This is a genomic window from Kribbella amoyensis (assembly GCF_007828865.1).
In the GTDB taxonomy this organism is placed as follows: domain Bacteria; phylum Actinomycetota; class Actinomycetes; order Propionibacteriales; family Kribbellaceae; genus Kribbella; species Kribbella amoyensis.
Genome location: NZ_VIVK01000002.1, coordinates 44,578 through 68,484, shown reverse-complemented (window position 1 = coordinate 68,484; position 23,907 = coordinate 44,578). Strand labels below are relative to the sequence as shown.

Genomic DNA, 23,907 nt, shown 5'->3' with positions numbered 1-23,907 from the left:
AGCGCAAGCTATGCAGAGCGACGCGAAGAAGGACTGGGACGAGCGGATCGCCCGCCGCAGCGACGAGGACCGGGACTTCACCTTCCCGGACCTCGATCCGCCCAAGGAGGTCACCGCGGTGGGTGGGGTCGGCCAGGTCACCGTCGACTGGTCCCCCGTCCCCGGCGCGGTGGGGTACCTGATCCTCCGCGGGCCGGAGGACGGCCCGCTCGAACCGGTCGACCACCACAGCCGGGACATCCTGTCGATCCCGGAGCCGCCGTACGTCGACACCACGGTCACACCGGGGACGCCGTACCGGTACGCGGTGGCGAGTGTGCCCGAGGTGACCGTGGCGGGCCGCGCCAGCGAGGTGGTCGGCGCCGTCCCGCTGGTCGCCGACGGCACCGAGCCGGCGGTGAGGATCGCGGTCGACACCGTTGCCGACGGCATCGAGCTGCACCGGCCGTGGGTACCGATGGTCGGTAGTGAACGGCTCAGCCAGCTGCTCTGCAAGGACCTCAGCGGCGGCCGGGAGATCGGCGTCGAGCTGGAGCAGGCGCTGCGCCGGATGCACGACGACCTCGGCGTCCGGACGGTGCGTGCGCACGCGATCTTCCACGACGACACCCGCGTCTACACCGAGCGGGACGGGCAGCCTGTGTACGACTTCACCGTCGTGGACGCCATCTACGACAAGGTGCTCGCGATCGGGCTGCGGCCGGTGGTCGAGCTCGGGTTCATGCCGCGGGACCTGGCCAGCGATCCCGGCAAGACGGTCTTCGAGTACGGCGCGATCATCTCGCCGCCGAAGTCGTACGACCGGTGGGCCGCCCTGGTCCGCGAACTGGTCGAGCACCTGATCGAGCGGTACGGCCTGGACGAGGTCCTGGGCTGGGACTTCGAGGTCTGGAACGAGGCGAACCTCGAGGTCTTCTGGTCCGGCACGAAGGCCGAGTGGATGCGCCTGTACGACGTGACCGCGGCCGCCGTGAAGTCGGTCGACCAGCGGCTCGCCGTCGGCGGTCCGTCGTCCGCCGCGGCCGGATGGGTGGACGACCTACTCGCGCATGCGGCGGCGAACGGGTCCCCGGTGGACTTCGTCTCCACGCACACCTACGGGAGTCCCCCGCTGGACGTGCGGGCGTCGTTGGAGCGGCACGGGTTCGGCGAGGCCCGGGTGCTGTGGACCGAATGGGGTGTCACGCCGACGCACTTCAACCCGATCAGCGACTCGGTGTTCTCCGGAGTGTTCCTGCTCCGGGGGATGCGCTCGGCCGCCGGCCGGGTGGACGCGCTGGCGTACTGGGTCGCGTCGGACCACTTCGAGGAGCTCGGTCGTCCGCCTCGGCTGTTGCACGGTGGCTTCGGCCTGCAGACGGTCGGCGGTCTGCCGAAGCCGCGGTACCACGCGTTGTCGCTGCTGAGCCGGCTCGGCCGGATCGAGCTGCCGGTCGAGTTCACCGGTGACGGCGGCGGCAGCCTGGTCGAGGCGTGGGCGTCCCGGGACGAGGACCGGGTCGCCGTCCTGGTGTGGAACCTGACCCTCGACCAGACCAAGGCGGACGGCGCACCGGAACTGGCTCGCCGGATCCAGCTCGACCTGGCCGGGCTGGATCCGGACTGGCAGGGTCGGGCGACCTACCTGACCATGCCGGCCGAAGCTTGGCCGGACGGCTCGGGCGACCTGGTCGCAGCCGCCACGGCACTCGGGATCGGCGACTGGCCGGAGTCCGACGAGCAGTGGGCCGCCCTGGCCGAGCGGGCCGAACTGGTCACCACCGCGGTGACCAGGACCGGCTCGACGGTCGAGCTGACCCTGCCGATGCCGGCCGCGGTCCTGCTCGAGTTCACGCCCTAAAGGTCCACCAGATTGCGCAGGGGGCGGCCGTCGGCGAGGGCATCGACGTTGTCGGTGATGTCAACGGCCCGCCCCGCGAAAACCTCGGCGGTGTGACCGGACTGGTGCGGCGTCAGCACGACGTTGGACAGCTCGGTGAAGTCGAGGTGCGACGGCGGTGGGTTGCCGGGTTCGCGGGGATTGCGCCACCACACGTCGATCCCGGCGCCCGCGATCGTGCCGGTCTCGAGCGCGTCGTACAGGGCCTGCTCGTCGACGACGGCGCCACGGGCGACGTTGATCAGGATCGCGGTCGGCTTCATCGAGGCCAGCGCGGCCGCGTCGATCAGGCCGCGGGTCGCGTCGGACAGCGGCACGGTCACCACGACGACGTCCGAGGCGGCGAGCAGTTCGTGCAGTTGGTCGTCCCGGCCGACCCAAGCCACGTCGAGCCCGGCGGGCAAGGGCGCTTCCGGGCGGCGCCGGACAGTACGGATCGTCATGCCCATCGCCGCACCGAGTCGGGCCACGGTCGCCCCGATCTCGCCGAAGCCGACCACTCCCAGGGTCCGGCCGGCCAGCACCCCGCCGAACGGGTACTCCTGGTCGACCATCGCGTTCTGCCAGACTCCGCGGCGAAGATCCGCCTCGGACCGCAGGACCCGGCGCAGCAGCATCATCGCCGTCATCATCACGTGCTCGGCGATCGAGCGGCCGTGGTGGAACGTATTCGCCAGCTGCACCCCCGACGGCAGCGGCGGGATCTTGTCCACCCCGGCACCCGTCACGTGCACCAGCCGCAAGCGGGGCATCGCGGCCAGCAGCTCGGGCGTGGCCGAGGAGCAGACCAGCACGTCGTACTCCGCCGGGTCGGCCGCCGCGGTGAAGTCGAAGGTCCAGGTGTGTGGCGAGGCGCCGTCACGGGTCAGCACGTCGGTGAACCGGCCCATCACGGGCTCGGTCACCAGGACTCGGAGCGCACTCACCAGCGCGGGATCGAGTTGTCGAAGTCCGGCTGGAACTTCCGCATGTAGCCGGTGTCGTCACGATTCCGCAGCCCGCACTCGATGTACTGCTCGTGCAGCCGCGCGAGCCGGTCACGGTCCAGCTCGATGCCCAGCCCGGGCCCGGTCGGTACCGGGACGGCACCGTCGACGAAGCTCAGCACGCCGTCCACGATCACGTCCTCGTCGGCCCGCTTCCACGGCCAGTGGGTGTCGCAGGCGTAGTCCAGGTTCGGCGTCGCCGCGGCCAGGTGGGTCATCGCGGCCAGCGAGATGCCGAGGTGCGAGTTCGAGTGCATCGACAGCCGCAGCCCCCAGGTCTGGCAGATCCCGGCCAGCAACTGCGAGCGCCGCAGTCCGCCCCAGAAGTGGTGGTCGGACAGGATCACCTGGACGGCGTCCTTCGCGAACGACTCGGGCAGGTGGTCGAACGACACCACGGCCATGTTCGTCGCCAGCGGCATCCCGGCCGACCGGGCCACCGCCGCCATCCCGTCGATCCCGGGCGCCGGGTCCTCCAGGTACTCCACGATGCCGTCCAGCGCCTCGGCGACCTTGATCGAGGTCTCCACGGTCCAGGCGGCGTTCGGGTCCAGCCGCAGCGGGTGGTCCGGGAACGCCGCGCGCAACGCCTTGACCGCCTCGACCTCCTGCTCCGGGGCGAACACGCCGCCCTTCAGCTTGATCGCGGAGAACTTGTACTCCTCGATCATCTTGGTCGCCTGCCGGACCAGGCCCTCCGGATCGAGGGCCGCACCCCACTCGTCGTCCTCGTGGCCCGGGTGCCCGGCCCACTTGTAGAACAGGTACGCCGAGTAGTTCACCCGGTCGCGGACCGCGCCACCGAGCAGGTCGCTCACCGGGACGCCGAGCAGCTTGCCCTGGAGGTCCAGCGCGGCCACCTCGAACGGCGAGAACACCCGGTCGGCGGTGGCCGAACCGGTGACCATGCCGCTCATCCCGTGGCCGCCGACACCGTCGTCGGTCGCCAGCGAGGTGACCACGGCGCGCATGATCGCGTTGGTGTCGAAGACGTTGCAGCCGACCAGCCGGCCGGCCGCCCGCTCGAGGCGCTGCAGGTGCGGCAGGTCGCCGTACGACTCACCGAGCCCGTACACCCCGCCTTCGGTGACCACCTCGACGATGCTGCGCAGCGCGAAGGGCTCGTGCACGCCGACGCTGTTGAGCAACGGCAGGTCGTCGAAGGCGACCGGGGTGACCCGGACCGCGGTGATCCGGTGCGAGTGGGCAGGAGGCGGCGTCGAGGCTGAAGTCACGATCGTGATTGTGCCACCCGTCCACATTCGTAGACAAGGGTCCCGTATGAAGATCGCCGCGATGTCGCTCCGCGCGGCCGGGCCGGGGTCAGTCCCAGGCCATCGAGCTCGTCATCGGGGCGACGATGCGGGAGATCTTGCCGCTGACCTGCCGGAGCGCCTCGACGATCTCGGCCTCGCGTTCCGGGGTCAGCCGGGCCAGCGGGATCGAGGCGCTGATCGCGTCGGTGGCGGGCTCGCGGTAGTGCAGGGCGACCGCGAAACACCGCAGCCCGAGGGTGTTCTCCTCGTTGTCCACGGCGAATCCGCGCTGCCGGGCGACCTCGAGATCCTTCTCCAGCTCGGCGGGGTCGGTCAGCGTCTTCACCGTCAGCGGGGCCAGCTCGGCGGGCAGGTGCCGGGCCACCTCGTCGGGCGGCTGCGCGGACAGGATCGCCTTGCCCAGCGAGGTGGAGTACGCCGGCAGCCTGCGCCCGACCCGGCTGTACGGGCGGAGGTACTGGCTGGACTCGCGGGTCGCCAGGTACACCACGTCGGTCCCGTCGAGGCGGCCGAAGTGGAAGGTCTCGTCGAGCTGCTCGCGGAGCTCGTCGAGGAACGGCGCCACCAACGGGAGGTACGGGTCGGTGTCGAGGTAACTCGTCCCGGCCAGCAGTGCGCGGATGCCGATGCCGTACAGGGTGCCCGTCGTGTCGGAGCGGACCCAGCCGTGGGTGGCCAGCGTCCGGAGCAGCGCGTGCAGGCTGCTCCTCGGGACGCCGAGCGCCTCGCTGAGCTCGCGCAGACGGACAGGACGGTTCTGGCGAGCGGCCAGGAACTCGAGGATCTCGACGGTCCGAGCCGCCGACTTCACCTCGCGTACCCCGGCCGCTCCCTTGGCGACGGACTCACTCATGGCCGTCACCCTATGTCCCATGTGGACGCCCGTCCACGTATGCGAACACACCGGCACGACCGTGTCAGGCCTCCGGGCTAGACGGGAACCGGTTCGGCGGCGTTGATCGGGTGGAAGCACTCGGCCGCATGGGTGTCGTGGGCCGGGTCCGCGGTGAGTGGTGGAGCGGCGGTGGCGCACTCGTCGGTCGCCCGCCAGCAACGGGTCCGGAAGCGGCAGCCGGACGGCGGGTCGAGCGGTGACGGGATCTCGCCGGACAGGATGATCTGCTCCCGCCGGCGGGACTCGTCGAGCGACGGAGCCGCCGACATCAGCGCGTTGGTGTACGGGTGCAACGGCCGCTCGAAGGTCGATTCGGTGTCGCCGTGCTCGACGATCCGGCCGAGGTACATCACCACGATCCGGTCGGCGACGTGCCGGACCACGGACAGGTCGTGCGAGATGAACAGGTACGCCACTCCGAGCTCCTGCTGCAGTTCGTTCAGCAGGTTGAGCACCTGGGCCTGCACCGACAGGTCGAGCGCGGACACCGGTTCGTCGCAGACGATCAGCTCGGGGTTGAGCGCCAGCGCCCGGGCGATCCCGAGTCGCTGCCGCTGCCCGCCGGAGAACTCGCTCGGGTACTTGCGCGCGTCGGACGGCCGCAGACCGACCAGGTGCAGCAGCTCGCGGACCCGGGCGGCGCGATCGCGGGAGGTCTGGTAGAGCGACCGGTGCGTGTGCCACGGCTCGCTGACGATGTCGCCGGCCGACATCCGCGCGTTCAGCGAGGCGAACGGGTCCTGGAACACCATCTGGACCCGGCGCCGGAAGGCGAGCAACTCGGCCCCGCGGAGCTTCTGCGGATCCACCCCGTCGAACCGGATCGACCCACCGTCGGGGCGTTCCAGCATCAGCAGCGTGCGGGCCAGGGTGGACTTGCCGCAGCCGGATTCGCCCACCAGGCCGAGGGTTTCGCCGCGGCGCAGGTCGAAGGTGATGCCGTCCAGGGCCCGCAACTGCTTGCGCTTGCCCTGGTGCCGAACACCGAAGACCTTGCTCAGATCGCGGACCTCGAGCAACGGGGTACTCATGCGGTGACCTCCTCGGGGAAATGGCAGGCGGCGACCCGGTCGGGCCCGACCTCGCGGGGTACCGGTCGCTCGGTCCGGCAGCGGTCGCGGACCAGCGGGCAGCGGTCCTGGTACACGCAGGCGGCCGGGATCGCGGCCAGCTCGGGCGGAGCGCCGCCGATCGACCTGAGCTCCGCACCGCGTTTCGCGCTGACCGGGACCGAGTCGAGCAATCCCTTGGTGTACGGGTGTTTCGGGTCGGCGAAGACGGTCGCGACCGGACCCTGCTCGACCACGGTCCCGGCGTACATGACGACGACCCGGTCGGCCTGTTCGGAGACCAGCGCGAGGTCGTGGGTGATCAGGACGACCGCCATGTCCCGCTCGGTCCGCAGGTCCTTGAGCAACTGCATGATCTGCGCCTGGACGGTCACGTCGAGCGCCGTCGTCGGCTCGTCGGCGAGCAGGACCGCGGGTGAGAGCGCGACGCCGATCGCGATCAGCAGCCGCTGCCGCATCCCGCCGGAGAACTGGTGCGGGTACGCGTCTACGCGGGTCTCGGGTTCGGGGATACCGACCCGGCCCATCAGCTCGATCGCGGCCGCGCGGGCCTGCTTCTTCGACATCCCGCGGTGGATCCGGAACGGCTCGGCGAGCTGGGTACCGACGGTGTAGACCGGGTTCAGGGCGGTCAGCGCGTCCTGGAACACGATCGCCAGCGAGGGTCCGGCCAGTTCGCGGCGCCGAGCGGGTGAGGCACCGACGAGGTCGGTGGTCTCCCCGTCGTCGGTGAGGCGGACCGCGCCCTCGGTGATCTCGGCGACCGGTTCGAGCAGCCCGACGACGGCGGTCGCGGTCATCGACTTCCCGCAGCCCGATTCGCCCAGCAGGGCAAGGGTTTCCCCCCGCCGTGCGTCGAAGCTGACGTGGTCGACGGCGCGAACCGTCCCGGTCGGTGTCTGGATGTCGACGGTCAGGCCGTCGACCCCGAGCGCGACGGGATGCGCGACCACGGCGGCGGCGGTGTTCTCGGCGATGGTGGTCACTTGGTGTCCTCCTCCAGGGTCACGGCGACGGCCGGCGAGACGGCCGCCTTCCGGCGCTTCGACCGGGGCAGGGCCAGCCGCCAGCGCTGGGCGGGATCGGTGGCCAGCCGCAGCCACGAGGCCAGCACCGTCGCCGACACCGTGGTGACGACGATGGCGAGGCCGGGGAAGATCGACAGCCACCAGGCCGACTGCAGATAGGTCCGGCCCTGCGCCACCAGCAGGCCCCAACTGACGTCCGGCGGCTGGATGCCGATGCCGAGGAAGCTCAGCGAGGACTCGGCCAGCATCACGTAGCAGAAGTCGAGCGTCGCCACCGTGACGATGGTCGGCAGCACGATCGGGAAGACATGCCGCGCGATGATCGCCCGGCTCGGCGTCCCGAAGGTCCGGGCCACGTCGACGAAGGTCCGGCTCTGCAGCTCGGCCGACTCGGCCCGGGCGGTCCGCAGGTAGATCGGGATCCGGGTGACCGCCAGGACGGCGACCAGGTTCGCGACGCTCGGCGAGAAGACGAACAGCACGACGACGGCCATCAGCAGCGAGGGGAAGCTGAGGATCACGTCGGCGATCCGCATCACCACGGTCTCGCGGCGGCCGCGGTGGTACCCCGCCCACATCCCGATCAGCGAGCCGACCACCATCGAGATCAGTACTGCCGGGACCGCGACCGTCAACGTGGTTCGGGCGGCGACGATCATCCGGGCCAGCAGGTCGCGGCCGAGCGGGTCGGTCCCGAGCATCCCGAGGAAGCCTCCTCCGCTGAACGGCGGCTGCTTCGCGTTGGCCAGGTCGAGGTGGTTGGCGCGGTCGCCGAGCAGCATCGGCCCGACGATCGCGGTGATCACGACGACGGCCAGGACGACCGCGGCCAGCAACGCGGCCTTGTCCCGCGTCAGCATCCGCCAGTAGCTCGGGCGGCCGGGACCCGCCTTCGGCTCGGCCTCGGGCGGGGTGGTCGCCGTCTCGTTCCGGGTGGTGGTCACGCTCGCTCCTTCGGGCCGGCCGGTCATGCCATCGCCTTGTCGCGGACCCGGGCGTCCAGCAGGGCGTAACAGATGTCGATGACGACGTTGAGGACAAAGATCGTCACCGCGGTGAGCAGCACACAGGCCTGCAGGACGGCGAAGTCGCGCTGCAGGATCGAGTCGATCATCAGCTTGCCGATCCCGGGCCAGCCGAAGATCGTCTCGACCACGACAGCGCCGTTCACCAGGCCGACGGTCAGGTCGCCGGCCACGGTGAGCGCGGGCGCGGCCGCGTTCCGCAGGGCGTGATGGGTGACGACTCGCTTGCTGTCGGCCCCTTTACTGCGGGCCAGCCGGACGTACGGCGCGGTCAGCGCGGACACCATCGCACCGCGGACGACCTGGGTGAGTACCCCGACCGGCCGGACGCAGAGGACCACGATCGGCAGCACCCACGAGGCCGGTCCGGCGTCGACACCCGACGTCGGCAGCACGCCGAGGACGACGGCGAAGATCCATACCCCGGTGATGGCGAGCCAGAAGTCCGGGATGCTGGCGGCCGTCATCGAGGTGAACGACGCGATCCGGTCGGCGGGCGAGTTCGGCCGGTACGCGGCCCAGGACCCGATCACCACGGCCAGGGCGACCGCGATCAGCATCGTCGTGCCGGCCAGCTGGAGCGTGGCCGGGAAGGCCCGCAACGCCATCGCGGCCGCGCTGTCACCGGTCCGCAGCGAGGTCCCGAAGTCCAGGTGCAGCACGCCCCACAGGTAGTCGAGCAACTGCCGCCAGACCGGCTGGTCCAGGCCGTTCGCGATCCGGAACGCGTCCCGCTGCTCGGCAGTGGCGTTCTCGGGCAGGTAGAGCAGGGCCGGGTCACCGGTGAGCCGGGCCAGCAGGAAGACGCCGAGCAGTACCGCGACCAGCGGCAGGAACGACGTGGTGGCACGCTTGCGCAGGAAGGTCAGCACGGGGATCCCTCCGTCACTTCCGGCTCATGTCGGCGAGGTGCATCTCGTCACCGGTGGCCGAGTCGGGCTCGTAGTCGATGTCGGCGCCTTTGCCGAGGACACCGGTCATGTGGGCGATGTAGGCGAACTGGCCGATCTCGGTCGGCTCGGTGGTGAAGATCCGCGCGTACGCGTCCTGGCGGGCCTGGCCCTGCAGCCGGCCGGCCGCGGCGATCCTCGCGTCCAGCGCGGGCGTCCCGAAGGTCGACTGGGCACCGTCGGACACCATGTACTGGTCGACGCTGAACGCCGTGTCGCCGGCCTGGTTGCCGTGCTGGACGAGCATCACGTACGGCCCGGTCTTCGCCGGGAACGGCCGCACCTGGTACGGCAGCGAGGCGGCGGTGTCGAACATCTCGATCTTGGCGTTCAGCCCGATCTCGGCGAGTTCCTGCTGCACCACCTGCATCACGATGTCGACCTTCGGGAACAGGCCGTTGCGGCTGATCAACCGGATCCTGGTGTCGGTCGGGACGCCGTCCGCCTTCGCCTCGGCGATCAGCTTCCGCGCCTTGTCCGGGTCGTACGGCCACGGTTGCAGCTGGGGATCGTGACCGACCACGCCGTCCGGGACGAGCTGGGCGGCCACGATCGCGTCCCCCTCGAACAGCGCCTTGACGATCGAGGCCCGGTCGATCGCGTAGTTGATCGCCTGCCGGACCCGCAGATCGTTCAGCGGGGCGTACGTCCCGGTGATCCGCAGCGCGGTGGTCTCGTTGTTCGGGAACGTGACGCCGAGATCGCCGGCCCCGTCCTCGGGCGAGAGGTTGGTGACCACGTCGGCCTCGCCGTTGGTCACCATCGCGGCCCGCACGCTGCCCTCGTCGCGCCACTGGTACTCGGCGGTCTGGAACGACGGCGCCTGGTCCCAGTACTTCGGGTTCCGGGTCAGCACCAGCTTCTCGCCGGCGTCCCAGCGGGCCACCTGGTACGGCCCGGTACCGATCGGGACGCGGGCCTTCTTCGCGGTCCCGGTACTCGGCGGCACGATCTCGACGAACGACAGCCGCAACGGCAGGATCGGGTCCGGCTCGGCGGTGCTGACGTCGAGGGTGTTCGCGTCGACCACCTCGGTGGTGAGCTTCGCGTCGCCGAAGACGTACCCCTGAACGTTGCAGCCGAGGCTGGTGGTGAGGACCCGGTCGATCGCGAACGCGGCCGCCTTCGCGTCGAACGGCGTGCCGTCGGAGAAGGTCACCCCGGGCCGCAGGGTGAAGCGCCAGGTGGTGCCGCTGACCTGCCGCCAGCCCGTGGCGAGCAGCGGTTCCAGCTTCCCGCTGGTGGGGTCGCGCTCGACCAGCGGCTGAGTGATGTTGGAGCGGACGACGACGCCGGTCGAGGTGAGCGAACTGTCGCACGGCTCGAGCGTCGGCGGTTCCTGCGGAAGCACGATGCGCACCGTGGAGGGGGACGCGGGCCCGGAGGATCCGCTGTTCGCCACGGCGCAGGAGGAGAGTCCGACGGCCGCGAGGGTCACGGCCACCAGGGCTGCGCCGCGACGCCGGGAGGCGCGGATGGAAAGGATCATCGACTGCCCTTCGCCGAACGGCATCCACATATGTGGACGTGGTTCTAGTGTGCGAATGGGACAGTAGGACGCATTCTCAGTTGGCGTCAAGAACGCGGAGCAGGGCATCGACCGCCGGGTCGGCGTCGTCGCGGAGTCGGACCGAGCGCAGTTCGACGCAGTCCGCGGGCGCGTCGGCGAGCGGTACGCAGCGCACTTCCGGACCGGCCAACCGGGCCGCGGTCGCCGGGACCAGGGCGACGCCGAGGCCCGCCCCGACGAGCGCGAGGATGCTGGTCTGCTGCCCCGCTCGCTGGACCACCTCGGGCGCGCCGACCTCGCGCAGTACGCCGGCGACCAGGTCGTGGAAGTACCCCGCGGTGTCCGCGCCGTATCCGACCATCGGGTGCTGGACGACGTCCGCCAGCCGGACGGGCTTCCCTGGTTCGAGCAGGGGATGACCGACCGGCGCGGCCAGCAGCAGCGACTCCCGATGGACCAGCCGGCCGGTCAGCCGATCACGACGAGGCCGGCCGCGGACCAGGCCGAGGTCGAGCTCCCCCGCGAGCAACGCCGGTACCTGCTCGGACGTCGGCATCTCCCGCAGTTCCAGCTCGACGCCGGGCAACTCGGCTCGCGCGGCGGTCACCCAGTCGGCGAGCACGGTCATCGCCGCCATCGCGGTGTACCCGAGCACGACCCGGCCGACGAGTCCGGCCGCCGCTCGCCGAGCCGCCGTCGGGGCCGCCTCGACGAGGGCCAGGATGCGCCGCGCGTCGGCCAGCAAGGCGGACCCGGCGGCGGTCGGCTCGGCACCGCGCGGCGTCCGGCGCAGCAACGGCGCGCCGACGGCCTGCTCGAGCCGCTGCACCTGACGGCTGAGCGGCGGCTGGGTCATCGAGAGCCGAAGGGCGGCCCGGCCGAAGCCGCCCTCCTCGGCGACCGCGACGAAGCACCGGAGCTGGTCCAGGGTGTACATGCCGGAAAGGTATCGCGGGATGCCAAAGCGATGTTGGACGGGAATGAAGTCACGTTCGTACGTTCGGCCCATGACCAGCGCAGACGAAGCCCAGCAGCATGCCCCGGACCGGATCGCGCGGGTCCGGGTCAGCCAGATCCGGGTCCCGCTCGCCCGCCCCGCCAGCGACGCCAAGGTGCTCACCGGCCGGCAACGCCCGATCGCGGACGTCCCGGTGACGCTGGTCGAGCTCACCACCGCCGACGGCGCCCAGGGCCTCGGCTTCGGGTACTGCCTCCGCGTCGGCGGCCCGGCCCTGTACGCGCACACCGCCGAGCTCGCCGCCGAACTGATCGGCCAGGACCCGGCCGACATCGCGGCGATCTGGGAACACCTGGTCTGGCAGGGCGCGTCCGCGGGCCGCAGCGGCCTGGCTGTCCAGGCGGTCGGTGCGATCGACACCGCGCTGTGGGACCTCAAGGCTCGCCGCGCCGGGTTGCCGTTGAGCCGCCTGATCGGCCGGCACCACGATTCGGTCCGGACGTACAACACCTCGGGCGGCTACCTGAGCACGCCGACCGACCAGATGCTGGTGAACGCGTCCGCCGCGGTCGAGGCCGGGATCGGCGGGATCAAGGTCAAGGTCGGTCAGCCGGACGCCGCCGCCGACCTGGACCGGGTCCGCCGGATGCGGGACCACCTGCCGGCCGGGATCGAGCTGATGGTCGACGCCAACCAGCAGTGGGACCGGCCGACGGCGATCCGGATGGGCCGCGAACTCGAGCCGCTCGGGCTGACCTGGATCGAGGAACCGCTGGACGCCTACGACCACCCCGGCCACGCCCGGCTCGCCGAGGCGCTCGACACCCCGATCGCGACCGGCGAGATGCTGGCCTGCCTGCGCGACCACGAGGACCTGTTCGCCGCCGGCGGGGTCGACGTCCTGCAGGCCGACGCGCCGCGGATCGGCGGGATCACGCCGTACCTGCGGGTGATGGACCTGGCCGCGCGGCAGCACGCCCGGCTCGCGCCGCACTTCGTGATGGAGATCCACCTGCACCTCGCGGCCTGCTTCCCGACCGAGCCGTACGTCGAGCACTTCGACTGGCTGGAACCGCTCTTCGAGGAACGGCTGGAGATCTCGGCCGGCCGGATGCACGTGCCCGATCGTCCCGGGCTCGGCTTCACGGTCAGCGCCGACGCCCGCACCTGGACCGTCGCCGCCACGGACATCCGGTGAGCGCCCGCGTCCTGCGGTCCGGCTGGTTCAAGCCCGACCTGGTCGAGCGGCTGGACCGCGACCACGCCGCGATCGCCCTGCCGGCGGACGGGAGCTGGCGCGAGTTCGCCGCCGAGTACGGCCAGGACGTCGAGGTCGCGGTCGTCTCCGGGCGGACCGGGGCGTCGGCCGAGCTGATGGCCGCGTTGCCGAAGCTGCGCGCGGTGGTCAGTCACGGGGTCGGCGTCGAGCGGACCGACATCGCGTACGCCGCGGCGCACGGCATCCAGGTCGCCAACACCCCCGACGTCCTGACCGACTGCGTCGCCGACACGGCCGTGGCGATGCTGCTCGACGTGATGCGCGGACTCTCGGCGGCCGACCGGTTCGTCCGGGCCGGACACTGGCCCGCGGCCGGCAACTTCCGGCTCACCCGGCGGGTCAGCGGTGCCCGGGTCGGCATCCTCGGCCTCGGCCGGATCGGGCTGGGGATCGCCCGCCGGCTGGAAGGGTTCGGGATCTCGGTGAGCTACCACAACCGCCGCCCACGGCCGGATCTGCCGTACGCCTACGCTTCCTCGCCGCTCGCGCTGGCCAAGGACGTCGACGCGCTCGTCGTCGCGGCGACCGGTGGGACCGATTCGGACCAGCTCGTCGACGGGCCGGTCCTCGAAGCCCTCGGGCCGCGCGGCTTCCTGGTCAACATCGCCCGCGCCTCGATCGTCGCCGAGGACCGGATGATCGCGATGCTGGCCGACGGGCGACTCGGCGGCGCCGCCCTGGACGTCTTCGCCGCCGAACCCCAGGTCCCCGCCGAACTCGTTGCCCTCGACAACGTCGTGCTGCTGCCGCACCTGGCCAGCGGGACCCAGGAGACCCGGGAGGCGATCGCGCGGCTCGTCCTGGCCAACCTCGAGGCGTACCTGGCGACCGGTGAGGTCTTGACTCCGATCCACTAGCTGTCACATATGTGGACAGCATTCGCATTCTTAGCCGATTTTGCTACTGTGCCCGTACCGCACCTGACCCAAGGAGATCCAGATGGGCCGCTTCTCGCCGGCTGAGCTCGCGACCGCGCTCGGCGCCGGTCTGCTGTCGTTCCCCGTCACCCACACGACCCCCGACTACGCCTTCGACGAGGCCGCGTACCGCGAGCACCTGCAGTACCTCGACGGGTTCGACGTCGCCGGGCTGTTCGCGGCGGGTGGGACCGGGGAGTTCTTCTCGCTCACCCACGCCGAGGTGTCCACCGTGCTGCGCGCCACCCGCGAGGAGGTCACGGACGGGACCCCGGTGCTCGGCGCGGCCGGGTACGGCACCTCCACCGCGGTCGCGATGACCCAGCAGGCCGAGGCCGACGGCGCGGACGGGATCCTGCTGCTCCCGCCGTACCTCACCGAGGCGCCGCAGCACGGCCTGTACGAGCACGTCGCCCGGGTCTGCCGGGCCACCTCGCTCGGCGTCATCGCGTACCACCGCGCGAACGCCCGGTACGACGCCGCCACCGTGATCCGGCTGGCGAACGAGTTCCCGAACTTCATCGGCTTCAAGGACGGCGTCTGCGACATCGACCTGCTCGCCACCCTCTCCGCCCACCTCGGCGACCGGCTCGTGTACATCGGCGGGCTGCCGACCGCGGAGACCTACGCGCTGCCGTACCTCGAGCTCGGCGTGACGACGTACTCGTCCGCGATCTTCAACTTCGCGCCCCGGTTCTCCACCGACTTCTACGCCGCGGTCCGGGCGCACGACCGGGACAAGGTGCGGGCCATGCTCCGCGACTTCGTGGTGCCGTACATCGCGATCCGCGACCGCCAGCCCGGGTACGGCGTCTCCATCGTCAAGGCCGGCCTGACCGCGGCCGGGCGTCCGGCCGGTCCGGTCCGTCCGCCGCTCACGGACCTGACCCCGGAGGAGCTCGCCGAGCTCACCGACCTCGTGAAGACGGTGATCTGATGCCGACCGAGCTGACCGGCGAGATGTACCTGGGCGCCGAGCGCGTCCTCGGGACCGCGGGCACCGTCCACGGTGCCGACCCGCGGACCGGGACCCAGCTGGCACCGGCGTACGGACTCGGGACCCGGGCCGACGCCGCCCGGGCCGCCGAGCTCGCGGCCGCCGCGTTCGGGGCATACCGCGCCACCGGGCCGAAGGAGCGCGCCGCGTTCCTCGACCAGGTCGCGGACAACATCGACGCGCTCGGCGACACCCTGGTCGAGCGGGTCCAGCTGGAGACCGGCATCGTCGAGGCCCGGGTCCGTGGCGAGCTGGCCCGGACCACCAACCAGCTGCGGCTGTTCGCGACCGTGGTTCGCGACGGCAGCTGGGCGGGTGCCCGGATCGACCCGGCGCTGCCCGACCGGACTCCGCTGCCCCGCCCCGACATCCGGCAGCGCAAGGTGCCGCTCGGGCCGGTCGCGGTGTTCGGCGCCAGCAACTTCCCGCTCGCGTTCTCGGTCGCCGGAGGAGACACCGCGGCCGCGTTGGCCGCCGGGTGCCCGGTCGTCGTCAAGGCGCACAACGCGCACCCCGGGACGTCCGAGCTGGTGGCGGGCGCGATCCGTGCCGCGGTCGCCGAGCACGGGCTGCCCGACGGCGTGTTCTCGATGGTCTACGGCTCCGGCGCCGAGGTCGGGATCGCCCTGGTCGAGCACCCGGGCATCAAGGCCGTCGGCTTCACCGGTTCCCGCTCCGGCGGCACGGCGCTGATGAATGCCGCGGCCGCGCGGCCGGTCCCGATCCCGGTGTACGCCGAGATGTCGTCGATCAACCCGGTGTTCCTGCTGCCGGGGGCGCTCGCCGCCGACGCGGCCGGCATCGCGACCGGGTACGTCGGTTCGCTGACGATGGGCGTCGGCCAGCTGTGTACCAACCCGGGGCTGGTCTTCATCGTCGACGGCCCGGGCGCGGACGCGTTCGAGGCCGCGGTCGCCGAGCAGGTCCCCGCCTGCCCGGCCCTGCCGATGCTGAACGCGGGGATCCACTCCTCTTATACAGAGGGCGTGGCCAAGCTCGGCGCGCTCGACCAGGTCGAGGAGGTCGCGGCCGGCCAGGACGACGCCGCGATCGTGGCCGCGGGTCAGGCGCACGTGTTCCGGACGACCGGTGCCGCGTTCGCCGCCGAGCCGGCTCTGCAGGACGAGGTCTTCGGCTCGGCCTCGCTGGTCGTTCGGGTCCGGGACACCGCCGAGCTGCTCGAAGCGGTCGCCGGCCTGGAAGGGCAGCTGACCGCGACGGTGCACGCGACCGGGTCCGACCATGCGGTCGCGGCCGAGTTGCTGCCGGCGTTGGAGGAGAAGGTCGGCCGGATCCTGTTCAACGGCTGGCCGACCGGGGTCGACGTCGGCCCCGCGATGGTGCACGGCGGACCGTTCCCCGCCACCTCCGACGGCCGCAGTACGTCGGTCGGCACGCTGGCGATCGAGCGGTTCCTGCGCCCGGTCGCGTACCAGAACGTGCCCGCCGAGCTGTTGCCCGCGGCCATCGACACCAGCAACTCGCTGGGCCTGTGGCGGCTGGTCGACGGCGAGCTCGGCCGCGGCTGAGCCATGCCGTATCTCCTGACCGGCCGGGCCCTTGTCCCGAGGGGCCCGGCCCTCGATCGGAAGGGATCGCGATGACCCGGGTCCTCCAGGTGGGCGCCCTCAAGCCCGCCCTGGCCGAGGCGCTCGCCTCGTCGTACGACGCGCTCGTTCTGCCCGCACCGCACGAGCAGGCCGCGTTCCTCACCGAGCACGGGCCGTCGATCGGGGTCGTGGTGACCTCCGGCCGGTTCGGGGTGGACCGCGCGTTGCTGGACGCGTTGCCCGAACTCGGCGCCATCGTGAACTTCGGCGTCGGGTACGACAGCACCGACGTGGCGGCCGCGGTCGAACGCGGCGTGGTGATCAGCAATACCCCGGACGTCCTCACGGACTGCGTCGCGGACACGGCGCTCGGGCTCACCATCGACACCCTGCGCGGACTGGCCGCCGCCGATCGGTACGTCCGGTCCGGTGGCTGGGAGAGCGGCGGCGACTACCCGCTCACCCGCCGGGTCACCGGGCGCCGGGTCGGCATCCTCGGACTCGGCCGGATCGGCCAGGCGATCGCGACCCGCTTCGAGGGATTCGCGTGCCCGATCGGCTACCACTCCCGCCGCGAGGTCCCGGGCACCTCCTACCGGTACCACGCGACGCCGCGGGACCTGGCCGCCGCCAGCGACATCCTGGTGGTCGCGACCTCCGGTGGCCCGGCGAGTAACGGCCTGGTGGACCGGTCGGTGCTCGAGGCGCTCGGTACCGAGGGGTACCTGATCAACATCGCTCGCGGGTCGGTCGTCGACGAGGACGCCCTGGTCGAACTGCTCCGCGACGGCGGGCTGGCCGGGGCCGGGCTGGACGTCTTCGCCAAGGAACCGCGGGTCCCCGAAGAACTCCTTGCCCTCGACAACGTCGTACTGCTGCCGCACCTGGCCAGCGGCACCGTCGAGACCCGGGCCGACATGACCCGGCTGACCCTGGACAACCTCGCCGCCTGGCTGCGTGACGGCCGGCTGCTCACCCCGATCCCGGAGGTCCGCGGATGACTGTCGTCGTCGGTTACCTGACCCAGGCCGAGGGCCGTGCCGCCCTCGGCCACGCGATTCTCGAGAGCACCGTCCGCGGCGACGACCTGCTGGTCGTGGCCGCCGACCCGGTCGCGTCGTCACCGGAGTTCGCGGCCGACCTGGCCCTGGCCCGCGCCTCCGTCGGCGGCCGGATCGTCGAGGTCCGCACGGCCGCGTCGGAGTCCGAGGCCGGCTCGGAGCTGATCGACCTCTCCTACGACCAGCACGTCGCCCTGCTGGTGATCGGGCTGCGTCGCCGCTCCCCCGTCGGCAAGCTCGTGCTCGGCTCGGTCCCGCAGCAGGTCCTGCTCGACGCGTCCTGCCCGGTCACCGCGGTCAAGCCGCCAGTCACGCCCGCTTGACCCACAGACATCCGACCTTCTCGCCGTCTGCGACACACCTCACCCTTGACTCGGCCATCCGGTGCTCATAAAGATCGGATGACCAGTCTCTCTTCGAGGAGTGTTGCCACATGACCGACGCCCCGTCGTCCGAAGCACGGTTCCGCGACTGGCGGTTCGGCCTGTTCGTCCACTGGGGCCTGTACTCGCTGCCCGCCCGGCACGAGTGGGTGAAGAACCGCGAGCGCCTCACCGACGAGGACTACCAGCCGTACTTCGAGCACTTCGAGCCCGACCTCTACGACCCGGTGCAGTGGGCCCGCGCGGCCCGCCAGGCCGGCATGCGGTACGCGGTGCTGACCACCAAGCACCACGAGGGCTTCTGCCTGTGGGACTCGGCCGTGTCGGACTACACCGTGGCGCAGACGCCGTGGGGCCAGGACCTGGTCGGGCCGTTCGTCGAGGCCTGCCGGGCGGAGGGACTCGGGGTCGGGTTTTACCACTCGCTGATCGACTGGCACCACCCCGAGTTCCCGATCGACGCGGTACACCCGCAGCGCGACGACCTGGAGGCCCGGGCCAAGGCGGCCGGCCGGGACGTCCAGGTGTACGCCGACTACCTGCACGCGCAGACCCGCGAGCTGCTCACCCGGTACGGGCCGATCGACATCATGTGGTTCGACTTCTCCTACCCCGGCCGGACGTTCGAGGACGGCAGCCCGGCCGGCAAGGGCCGGGACGACTGGCGGTCCGAGGAACTGATGGCGATGGTCCGCGAACTCCAGCCGGGCATCCTGATCAACGACCGGCTCGACCTGCCCGGCGACTTCGTCACGCCCGAGCAGTACCAGCCGAGCGGGCCGATGACGCGGGACGGCGAGCGGGTGCTCTGGGAGGCCTGCCAGACCCTGAACGGCAGCTGGGGGTACGACCGCGACAACCTGGACTGGAAGTCACCCGACCTGCTCGTGCGGATGCTGGTCGACTCGGTCTCCAAGGACGGCAACCTGCTGCTCAACGTCGGACCGACCGGCCGGGGCGAGTTCGACCCGCGGGCGCTGGACACGCTGGCCGGGATCGGCGAGTGGTTCCGGCTGCACGAGCGGTCCGTCCGCGGTGCGGGGCCGAGCGAGTTCACCGCGCCGGCCGACTGCCGGTACACACAGCGCGGTGACCGGCTCTACCTGCACCTGTTCTCCTGGCCGATGCAGCATGTGCACCTGCCCGGGCTGGCCGGCAAGGTGAAGTACGCACAGCTGCTGAACGACGCGTCCGAGATCCAGCAGATCGTCAACGATCCGCATCAGGCGGCGCAGAACACCACGATGGGCGGCCTGGCGGCGGACACGCTGACCCTGAAGCTCCCGATCCAGCGGCCTGCCGTCGCGGTTCCGGTGATCGAGCTCTTCCTCTCTTGAGGCTCAGCGGGCGCAGTCTGTCCTGACCCTCAGTCGGCGGGCGGCTCGGCCATCACCGGCCGGCCGGGCTGCTCGCCGCCGCGCTGCTCGAGGTACGAGTTCTTCGGCACCATCACCTTGCGCCGGAACACGCAGACCACGGTGCCGTCCTGCTTGTAGCCCTTGGTCTCGACGTAGACCACGCCGCGGTCGTCCTTCGACTTCGACTCCCACTTGTCCAGCACCGTCGTCTCGCCGTACACGGTGTCGCCGTGGAAGGTCGGCGCGACGTGGCGCAGCGACTCGATCTCCAGGTTCGCGATCGCCTTGCCGCTGACGTCCGGCACCGACATCCCGAGCAGGATCGAGTAGATATAGTTGCCAACCACAACGTTCTTGCCGAACTGGGTGGTCTGCTCGGCGTAGTGGGCGTCCAGGTGCAGCGGGTGGTGGTTCATCGTGAGCAGGCAGAACAGGTGGTCGTCGGACTCGGTGACCGTCTTGCCGGGCCAGTGCTTGTACACGGCACCGATCTCGAATTCCTCGTAACTGCGGCCGAACTGCATCCGGGCTCCTTCCGTCTGGGCCCATGGTGACCCGAACCGCGCCACCAGCGGCAGTCCCTCGCCGCGTGGCCTTCCTCTCAGGACGAGCCCGCCGCGGCGGAAATCGGTTCGGCTGTGATGCAACCCTCCAGGCGCCGGCAGGCATCTGTGTTCGGCGGGGGCCGTCGACGTGACGTGCCCCACGCCAGGACAGGTACCAGGGAAGGACGGCATGCTCCGCATCCACTTCACTGCCGAGGATCTCGCCCGGACCACGCTCGCGGCCGAGCCGGACCCGTTGTGGGAGCTGCTGCTCAGCCTGCACATGCTGCAGGTCAACGACGGGCCGGTACCGTTCGGCACCTGGCGGCAGCGGATCCGCCGGCGGCTGCCCCGCGACCTGGTGGCGCCGCTGGCCGCGCTCGCCCCGCCCGTCGGGTACTCCCCAGACTTCCTGACGCCGTCGGAGGAGCCGATCGGGACGGGCGACTTCGGTACGTCGCTCAACCTCATGCTGTCGACCCCGCGGAAGCGGATCCAGCACGACTTGTCCAAGCTGGCCGCGCGTCCTGCGGCCGCTGGGTGGGTCCGCCATCTCGCGGAGGGCGGTGCGGAGCCGCTGAACCGGCTCGGGCACGTCGCTCGCGCATACCACCAGGGCGCGCTCGCACCGTACTGGGCGTCACTGTCGGCCGCGGTCCGGGCGGACCACCGGGAACGGGCCACGCAGCTCGCGACGGGCGGGGTGGGGTCCGTGCTCGCAGGGATTCACCCGCGCGCACGATGGCGGGATCAGGTCCTGGAGATCGAGCCCTTCGCCGACCAGGATCTGCACCTGGACGGACGCGGCCTGCGGCTGCAGCCGTCGTACTTCTGCTGGCGGCAGCCGACCAAGCTGGAGAACCACGACCTGTCGCCGGTCCTGGTCTTCCCGATCACCACGGCCGGCGGACTCGTCCGCGGTGACCAGGTGATCGAGGACACCCAGCAGCGACTCGGTGCCCTGCTCGGCCGGACCAGGGCCGCCGTCCTGGCCCTGACGGTGAAGGGCTGCACCACGACCGAACTGGCCAACGCCTGCGACATCACCCTCGCCACGGCGAGCCACCAGACCGCCGTACTGCGGGGTGCCGGGCTGATCGAGTCCCAGCGGCAGGGCAAGTCGGTCCTGCACCTGGCGACACCACTGGGGCTGGCACTACTGGAAGGACGCGGTCCGTCGGCAAGTGAGTCCGGCTCGCCGGAACTCCCGGACCACGGTCCTTGAAGAGATCAGGGCACCGCACCCGCCGTCCTCAGCGGGTCCGGTCCCCTGGTCGTCGGGTGGTGACCTATATCAGCTGGACTGCTCGGGGAGGCGGGGAGCCACCTCGCCCTTGAGCGCCAGCTTGGCCAGGTGGTTACGGGCCTCCTCGGCGAACTTCAGGTCGCACAGCACGTCGTACGTCGTCGCCACCACCGCGGTGCGCGAGGTGAAGTCGCGGCGGCCGCCCATCTGGGCGTACCCGATCGCGCCGAACGCGATCCCGAAGACCGCGCCGAGCACCACGCCGGTGAGCAACGCGGCCAGCCAGCCGCCGTCGCTGGTGAACAGCCCGAGCAGGACGCCCACGAACAGCCCGAACCAGGCCCCGCTGGCCAGTCCGGCGGTGAGGGCGCGGCTCCAGGTCAGCCGGCCGGTGATCTTCTCCACCTGACGCAGGTTGTTGCCGACGATGGTGGTGTGCTCGACCGGGAACTTCTCGTCCGAGAGGTAGTCGACCGCTCGCTGCGCCTCCGCGTAGGTGTCGTACGTGCCGATCGTCACGCCCGTCGGCCGGGGGTCCATCGAGGGCATGCCCTGGGTGGTCATCGTCGTTCCTCTCCGCTCTTGCCTGGTTCCATCATTGCCGACGCGTGGTAACACCGGAGCGACGGCACATTGATAGCCTCGCGTCGATGGCCGGGCGGAGGTGGGACATGGGCGCGACACGCCGGGTAGGACGGGTGTTCGCGCGTCGGTCCGGCAACGGTCCCCCACCCCTCGACCTGGTGGGCAGCGGCAAGCTGGACGGTGCCCTGGTCGACTGGGCGTACTACCGCGACGGCAAGCGCGACGCCCGCACGGACTCGTACGTGGACGCGTTGCAACGAGCCCGCCGCGGTGAGGGGTTCGTCTGGATCGGGTTGTTCCAGCCCGACGAACACCAGCTCACCGTGATCGGGCAGGAGTTCGGCCTGCACCCGCTCGCGCTCGAGGACGCCACCGAGGCCCACCAACGACCGAAGCTGGAGCGGTACGACGACGTCCTCTTCTCCGTGCTCAAGACGGTGCGCTACGTACCGCACGGGGACCTGACGGCGACCAGCGAGGTGGTCGAGTCGGGTGAGGTGATGGTGTTCTGCGGGCCCGGGTTCGTGATCACCGTGCGGCACGGGGACCACGGCGAGCTGGCCGGCCTGCGGCAACGCCTGGAGCAGCAGCCCGATCGGCTGGCGGCCGGCCCGGGTGGCGTCCTGCATGCGATCGCCGACCACGTGGTCGACACCTACCTGGACGTGGCGACCGCGGTCCAGGCCGACATCGACCTGATCGAGACCGAGATCTTCACCCCACGCGGCTGGCGCTCGATCGACCGGGTGTACCAGCTGAAGCGCGAGGTGCTCGAACTGAAACGGGCGGTGGCCCCGCTGACCGGGCCGATGCGCGCGCTGTCCACGGTCCGGCATCCGCTCATCGCCGACGAGACCCGGAACTACTTCCGCGACGTCGACGACCACCTGATCCGGGTCAAGGAGCAGGTGGTCTCGTTCGACGAGCTGCTCAGCTCGATCCTGCAGGCCGGGCTGGCCCAGGTGCAGGTGTCGGAGAACGAGGACATGCGCCGGATCTCCGCCTGGGTGGCGATCCTGGCCGCGCCGACGCTGATCGCCGGCATCTACGGGATGAACTTCGACAACATGCCGGAGACCCGGACGAGGTACGGGTACTTCGTGGTGCTGCTGGTGATGCTGGGCGTCTGCACGCTGCTCTACCGGCTGTTCAAGCGTAATCGCTGGCTCTGACACCTTCCCGTCATATCTTTTCCACCTCTCACCCGTTTTGGTGAGTTGGCAACCTGATGCCATGGCCGTCAGTCCCGGATTCGACCGGGGGGCAAAGGGTTGTGCGAGCCGGAAACCACACGGTTTAATGCGGCCATCGCACTAGGTCAGCGGACCGCCACTATCCGCGACCACGGCGTCCGGGACGCCGTGTGCCGATCGGGTCACCGGGAGGGTGTCGTGCTTCGGATCCACTTCACGCCGCGCGACCTCGCGCGCACCACGATCTCGACCCGGCCCGCGCCGGCCTGGGAGATCCTGCTCAGCCTGCACATGCTCCAGCACACCGACGGCCGGCTGGTCTTCGAGGACTGGCGGCGGCACGTCCGGACGAAGGTCGCCCCCGACCAGATGCGGTTACTGCTCGAGCTGACCCCACCTCGCGGCTACTCCCCCGACTTCCTCACCCCGGCCGCGTCGGCGCCGGACTTCGAGACCTCGCTCGAGCTGACCCTGTCGACGCCACGGCAGCAGATCCGCAGCCAGCTCGACCTGCTCGGCAAGTACCGGCCCGCGTCGCCGTGGATCCGCCAGCTCGCCCAAGGAGACGGCGCCTCGATCCGGAGACTCGGTCGGGCCATGCGGACGTACCACGACGCCGCGATCGTCCCGTACTGGAAGGCGATCGGCACCCACGTGTCGGCCGACCAGGCGTACCGCGGTGAGGCGCTCGCGCGGCACGGCGTGGACCGGTTGCTGTCGACGCTGCACCCGCGGGTCCGCTGGAACGCACCGGTCCTGCAGGTGCTCGACATGCACGACCGCGATCTGTACCTGGACGGGCGCGGGATCGAGCTGCAGCCGTCCGCGTTCTGCTGGCAGGTACCGACGAAGCTGCGCGACCCGGACCTGAAGCCGATCCTCGTCTACCCGATCCACCACGCGCCCGGGTTCCTGCGGCAGTCGTCGGTCGAGCGGTGCAAACCCAACGACGCACTCGGCTCGCTGCTCGGCTCCACCCGCGCGGCCGCGTTGGACGCGACGGTGACCGGTTGTACGACGACCGAGCTGGCCCGGCGGTGCGACATCTCGCCGGCCGCGGCCAGCCACCAGGCGACCGTACTGCGCGAGGCCGGGCTGATCACGACCCGCCGGGCCGGCGCCTCGGTCCTGCACGAGATCACCCAGCTCGGCATCTGGCTGTTGTCCGGCCACGGCTCCGGCACTCCCCGGGACCGCGTCCGCGGCTGACCCACC

General features: G+C 71.1%; 21 protein-coding genes and 1 pseudogene. 11 read left to right on the top strand and 11 right to left on the bottom strand.

What is annotated here, in order from left to right; genetic code table 11:
* The first annotated feature begins 10 nt into the window (after positions 1-10).
* Complete coding sequence (locus FB561_RS30575; protein ID WP_145813526.1) at positions 11-1,840, top strand: GH39 family glycosyl hydrolase; 1,830 nt, start codon at positions 11-13, stop codon at positions 1,838-1,840.
* Here the strand turns inward: FB561_RS30575 and FB561_RS30570 are convergent.
* The 9 genes from FB561_RS30570 to FB561_RS30530 all read right to left on the bottom strand — a co-directional run bounded on the left by FB561_RS30570 (position 1,837) and on the right by FB561_RS30530 (position 11,557).
* Positions 1,837-2,805: a 2-hydroxyacid dehydrogenase gene (locus FB561_RS30570; RefSeq protein ID WP_202880951.1), complete on the bottom strand. Its 969-nt coding sequence runs from the start codon at positions 2,803-2,805 to the stop codon at positions 1,837-1,839. The two genes, FB561_RS30575 and FB561_RS30570, sit on opposite strands and share 4 nt — an antisense overlap.
* The gene (locus FB561_RS30565; protein ID WP_238335222.1) at positions 2,802-4,100 is read right to left on the bottom strand and encodes a glucarate dehydratase family protein; all 1,299 of its coding nucleotides are present in this window, start codon (positions 4,098-4,100) and stop codon (positions 2,802-2,804) included. The genes FB561_RS30570 and FB561_RS30565 overlap by 4 nt, the downstream gene beginning before the upstream one ends.
* An 88-nt stretch (positions 4,101-4,188) precedes the next feature.
* Entirely contained in the window at positions 4,189-4,995 is an 807-nt protein-coding gene (locus FB561_RS30560; RefSeq protein WP_145813524.1) for an IclR family transcriptional regulator, read from the bottom strand.
* A 77-nt stretch (positions 4,996-5,072) separates the two neighbouring features.
* Positions 5,073-6,068 (bottom strand): ABC transporter ATP-binding protein, encoded by a 996-nt coding sequence (locus FB561_RS30555; RefSeq protein WP_145813523.1) that lies wholly within the window; start codon positions 6,066-6,068, stop codon positions 5,073-5,075.
* Positions 6,065-7,093, bottom strand: coding sequence for an ABC transporter ATP-binding protein (locus tag FB561_RS30550; protein ID WP_202880950.1), 1,029 nt, complete (start codon positions 7,091-7,093; stop codon positions 6,065-6,067). Before FB561_RS30550 ends, FB561_RS30555 begins: the two co-directional genes overlap by 4 nt.
* Complete coding sequence (locus FB561_RS30545) at positions 7,090-8,079, bottom strand: ABC transporter permease (RefSeq protein WP_238335221.1); 990 nt, start codon at positions 8,077-8,079, stop codon at positions 7,090-7,092. The genes FB561_RS30550 and FB561_RS30545 overlap by 4 nt, the downstream gene beginning before the upstream one ends.
* A gap of 23 nt (positions 8,080-8,102) precedes the next feature.
* Positions 8,103-9,032: an ABC transporter permease gene (locus FB561_RS30540; protein WP_145813521.1), complete on the bottom strand. Its 930-nt coding sequence runs from the start codon at positions 9,030-9,032 to the stop codon at positions 8,103-8,105.
* Between the two features lie 13 nt (positions 9,033-9,045).
* On the bottom strand, positions 9,046-10,599 hold the full coding sequence (locus FB561_RS30535) for an ABC transporter substrate-binding protein (RefSeq protein WP_145813520.1): 1,554 nt from the start codon (positions 10,597-10,599) through the stop codon (positions 9,046-9,048).
* Positions 10,600-10,675: 76 nt separating this feature from the next.
* Positions 10,676-11,557 carry a LysR family transcriptional regulator gene (locus FB561_RS30530; RefSeq protein WP_145813519.1) on the bottom strand — a complete coding sequence of 294 codons (882 nt, stop codon included), beginning with the start codon at positions 11,555-11,557 and terminating at the stop codon, positions 10,676-10,678.
* Between the two features lie 70 nt (positions 11,558-11,627).
* Here FB561_RS30530 and FB561_RS30525 point away from each other — a divergent pair, with 70 nt between their 5' ends.
* The 7 genes and pseudogenes from FB561_RS30525 to FB561_RS30495 all read left to right on the top strand — a co-directional run.
* The gene (locus FB561_RS30525) at positions 11,628-12,776 is read left to right on the top strand and encodes an L-talarate/galactarate dehydratase (protein ID WP_145813518.1); all 1,149 of its coding nucleotides are present in this window, start codon (positions 11,628-11,630) and stop codon (positions 12,774-12,776) included.
* Positions 12,773-13,714, top strand: coding sequence for a 2-hydroxyacid dehydrogenase (locus tag FB561_RS30520; protein WP_145813517.1), 942 nt, complete (start codon positions 12,773-12,775; stop codon positions 13,712-13,714). The genes FB561_RS30525 and FB561_RS30520 overlap by 4 nt, the downstream gene beginning before the upstream one ends.
* Positions 13,715-13,796: 82 nt before the next feature.
* A complete protein-coding gene (gene kdgD / locus FB561_RS30515) occupies positions 13,797-14,711 on the top strand; it encodes a 5-dehydro-4-deoxyglucarate dehydratase (protein WP_145813516.1) in 915 nt (304 codons plus the stop codon).
* Positions 14,711-16,300 carry an aldehyde dehydrogenase (NADP(+)) gene (locus FB561_RS30510; RefSeq protein ID WP_145813515.1) on the top strand — a complete coding sequence of 530 codons (1,590 nt, stop codon included), beginning with the start codon at positions 14,711-14,713 and terminating at the stop codon, positions 16,298-16,300. Before kdgD ends, FB561_RS30510 begins: the two co-directional genes overlap by 1 nt.
* Positions 16,301-16,371: 71 nt before the next feature.
* Positions 16,372-17,322, top strand: coding sequence for a 2-hydroxyacid dehydrogenase (locus tag FB561_RS30505; RefSeq protein WP_145813514.1), 951 nt, complete (start codon positions 16,372-16,374; stop codon positions 17,320-17,322).
* Entirely contained in the window at positions 17,319-17,705 is a 387-nt protein-coding gene (locus FB561_RS30500; protein ID WP_145813513.1) for a universal stress protein, read from the top strand. Before FB561_RS30505 ends, FB561_RS30500 begins: the two co-directional genes overlap by 4 nt.
* Positions 17,706-17,809: 104 nt before the next feature.
* Positions 17,810-19,102: pseudogene (locus tag FB561_RS30495) on the top strand (alpha-L-fucosidase); the annotation flags it as partial.
* Between the two features lie 29 nt (positions 19,103-19,131).
* Here the strand turns inward: FB561_RS30495 and FB561_RS30490 are convergent.
* Positions 19,132-19,647 carry a MaoC family dehydratase gene (locus tag FB561_RS30490; protein WP_145813511.1) on the bottom strand — a complete coding sequence of 172 codons (516 nt, stop codon included), beginning with the start codon at positions 19,645-19,647 and terminating at the stop codon, positions 19,132-19,134.
* 211 nt (positions 19,648-19,858) lie between these two features.
* Between FB561_RS30490 and FB561_RS30485 the strand changes: the two genes are divergently transcribed.
* Positions 19,859-20,893, top strand: coding sequence for an ArsR/SmtB family transcription factor (locus FB561_RS30485; protein ID WP_145813510.1), 1,035 nt, complete (start codon positions 19,859-19,861; stop codon positions 20,891-20,893).
* 69 nt (positions 20,894-20,962) lie between these two features.
* On the opposite strand, the gene FB561_RS30480 is transcribed toward FB561_RS30485, so the two are convergent.
* A complete protein-coding gene (locus FB561_RS30480) occupies positions 20,963-21,478 on the bottom strand; it encodes a YflT domain-containing protein (protein ID WP_145813509.1) in 516 nt (171 codons plus the stop codon).
* A gap of 86 nt (positions 21,479-21,564) precedes the next feature.
* On the opposite strand from FB561_RS30480, the gene FB561_RS30475 reads away from it, so the two are divergent.
* On the top strand, positions 21,565-22,671 hold the full coding sequence (locus tag FB561_RS30475; protein WP_238335220.1) for a magnesium and cobalt transport protein CorA: 1,107 nt from the start codon (positions 21,565-21,567) through the stop codon (positions 22,669-22,671).
* A 219-nt stretch (positions 22,672-22,890) separates the two neighbouring features.
* Positions 22,891-23,901 (top strand): ArsR/SmtB family transcription factor, encoded by a 1,011-nt coding sequence (locus FB561_RS30470; protein WP_238335219.1) that lies wholly within the window; start codon positions 22,891-22,893, stop codon positions 23,899-23,901.
* Positions 23,902-23,907: the final 6 nt, after the last annotated feature.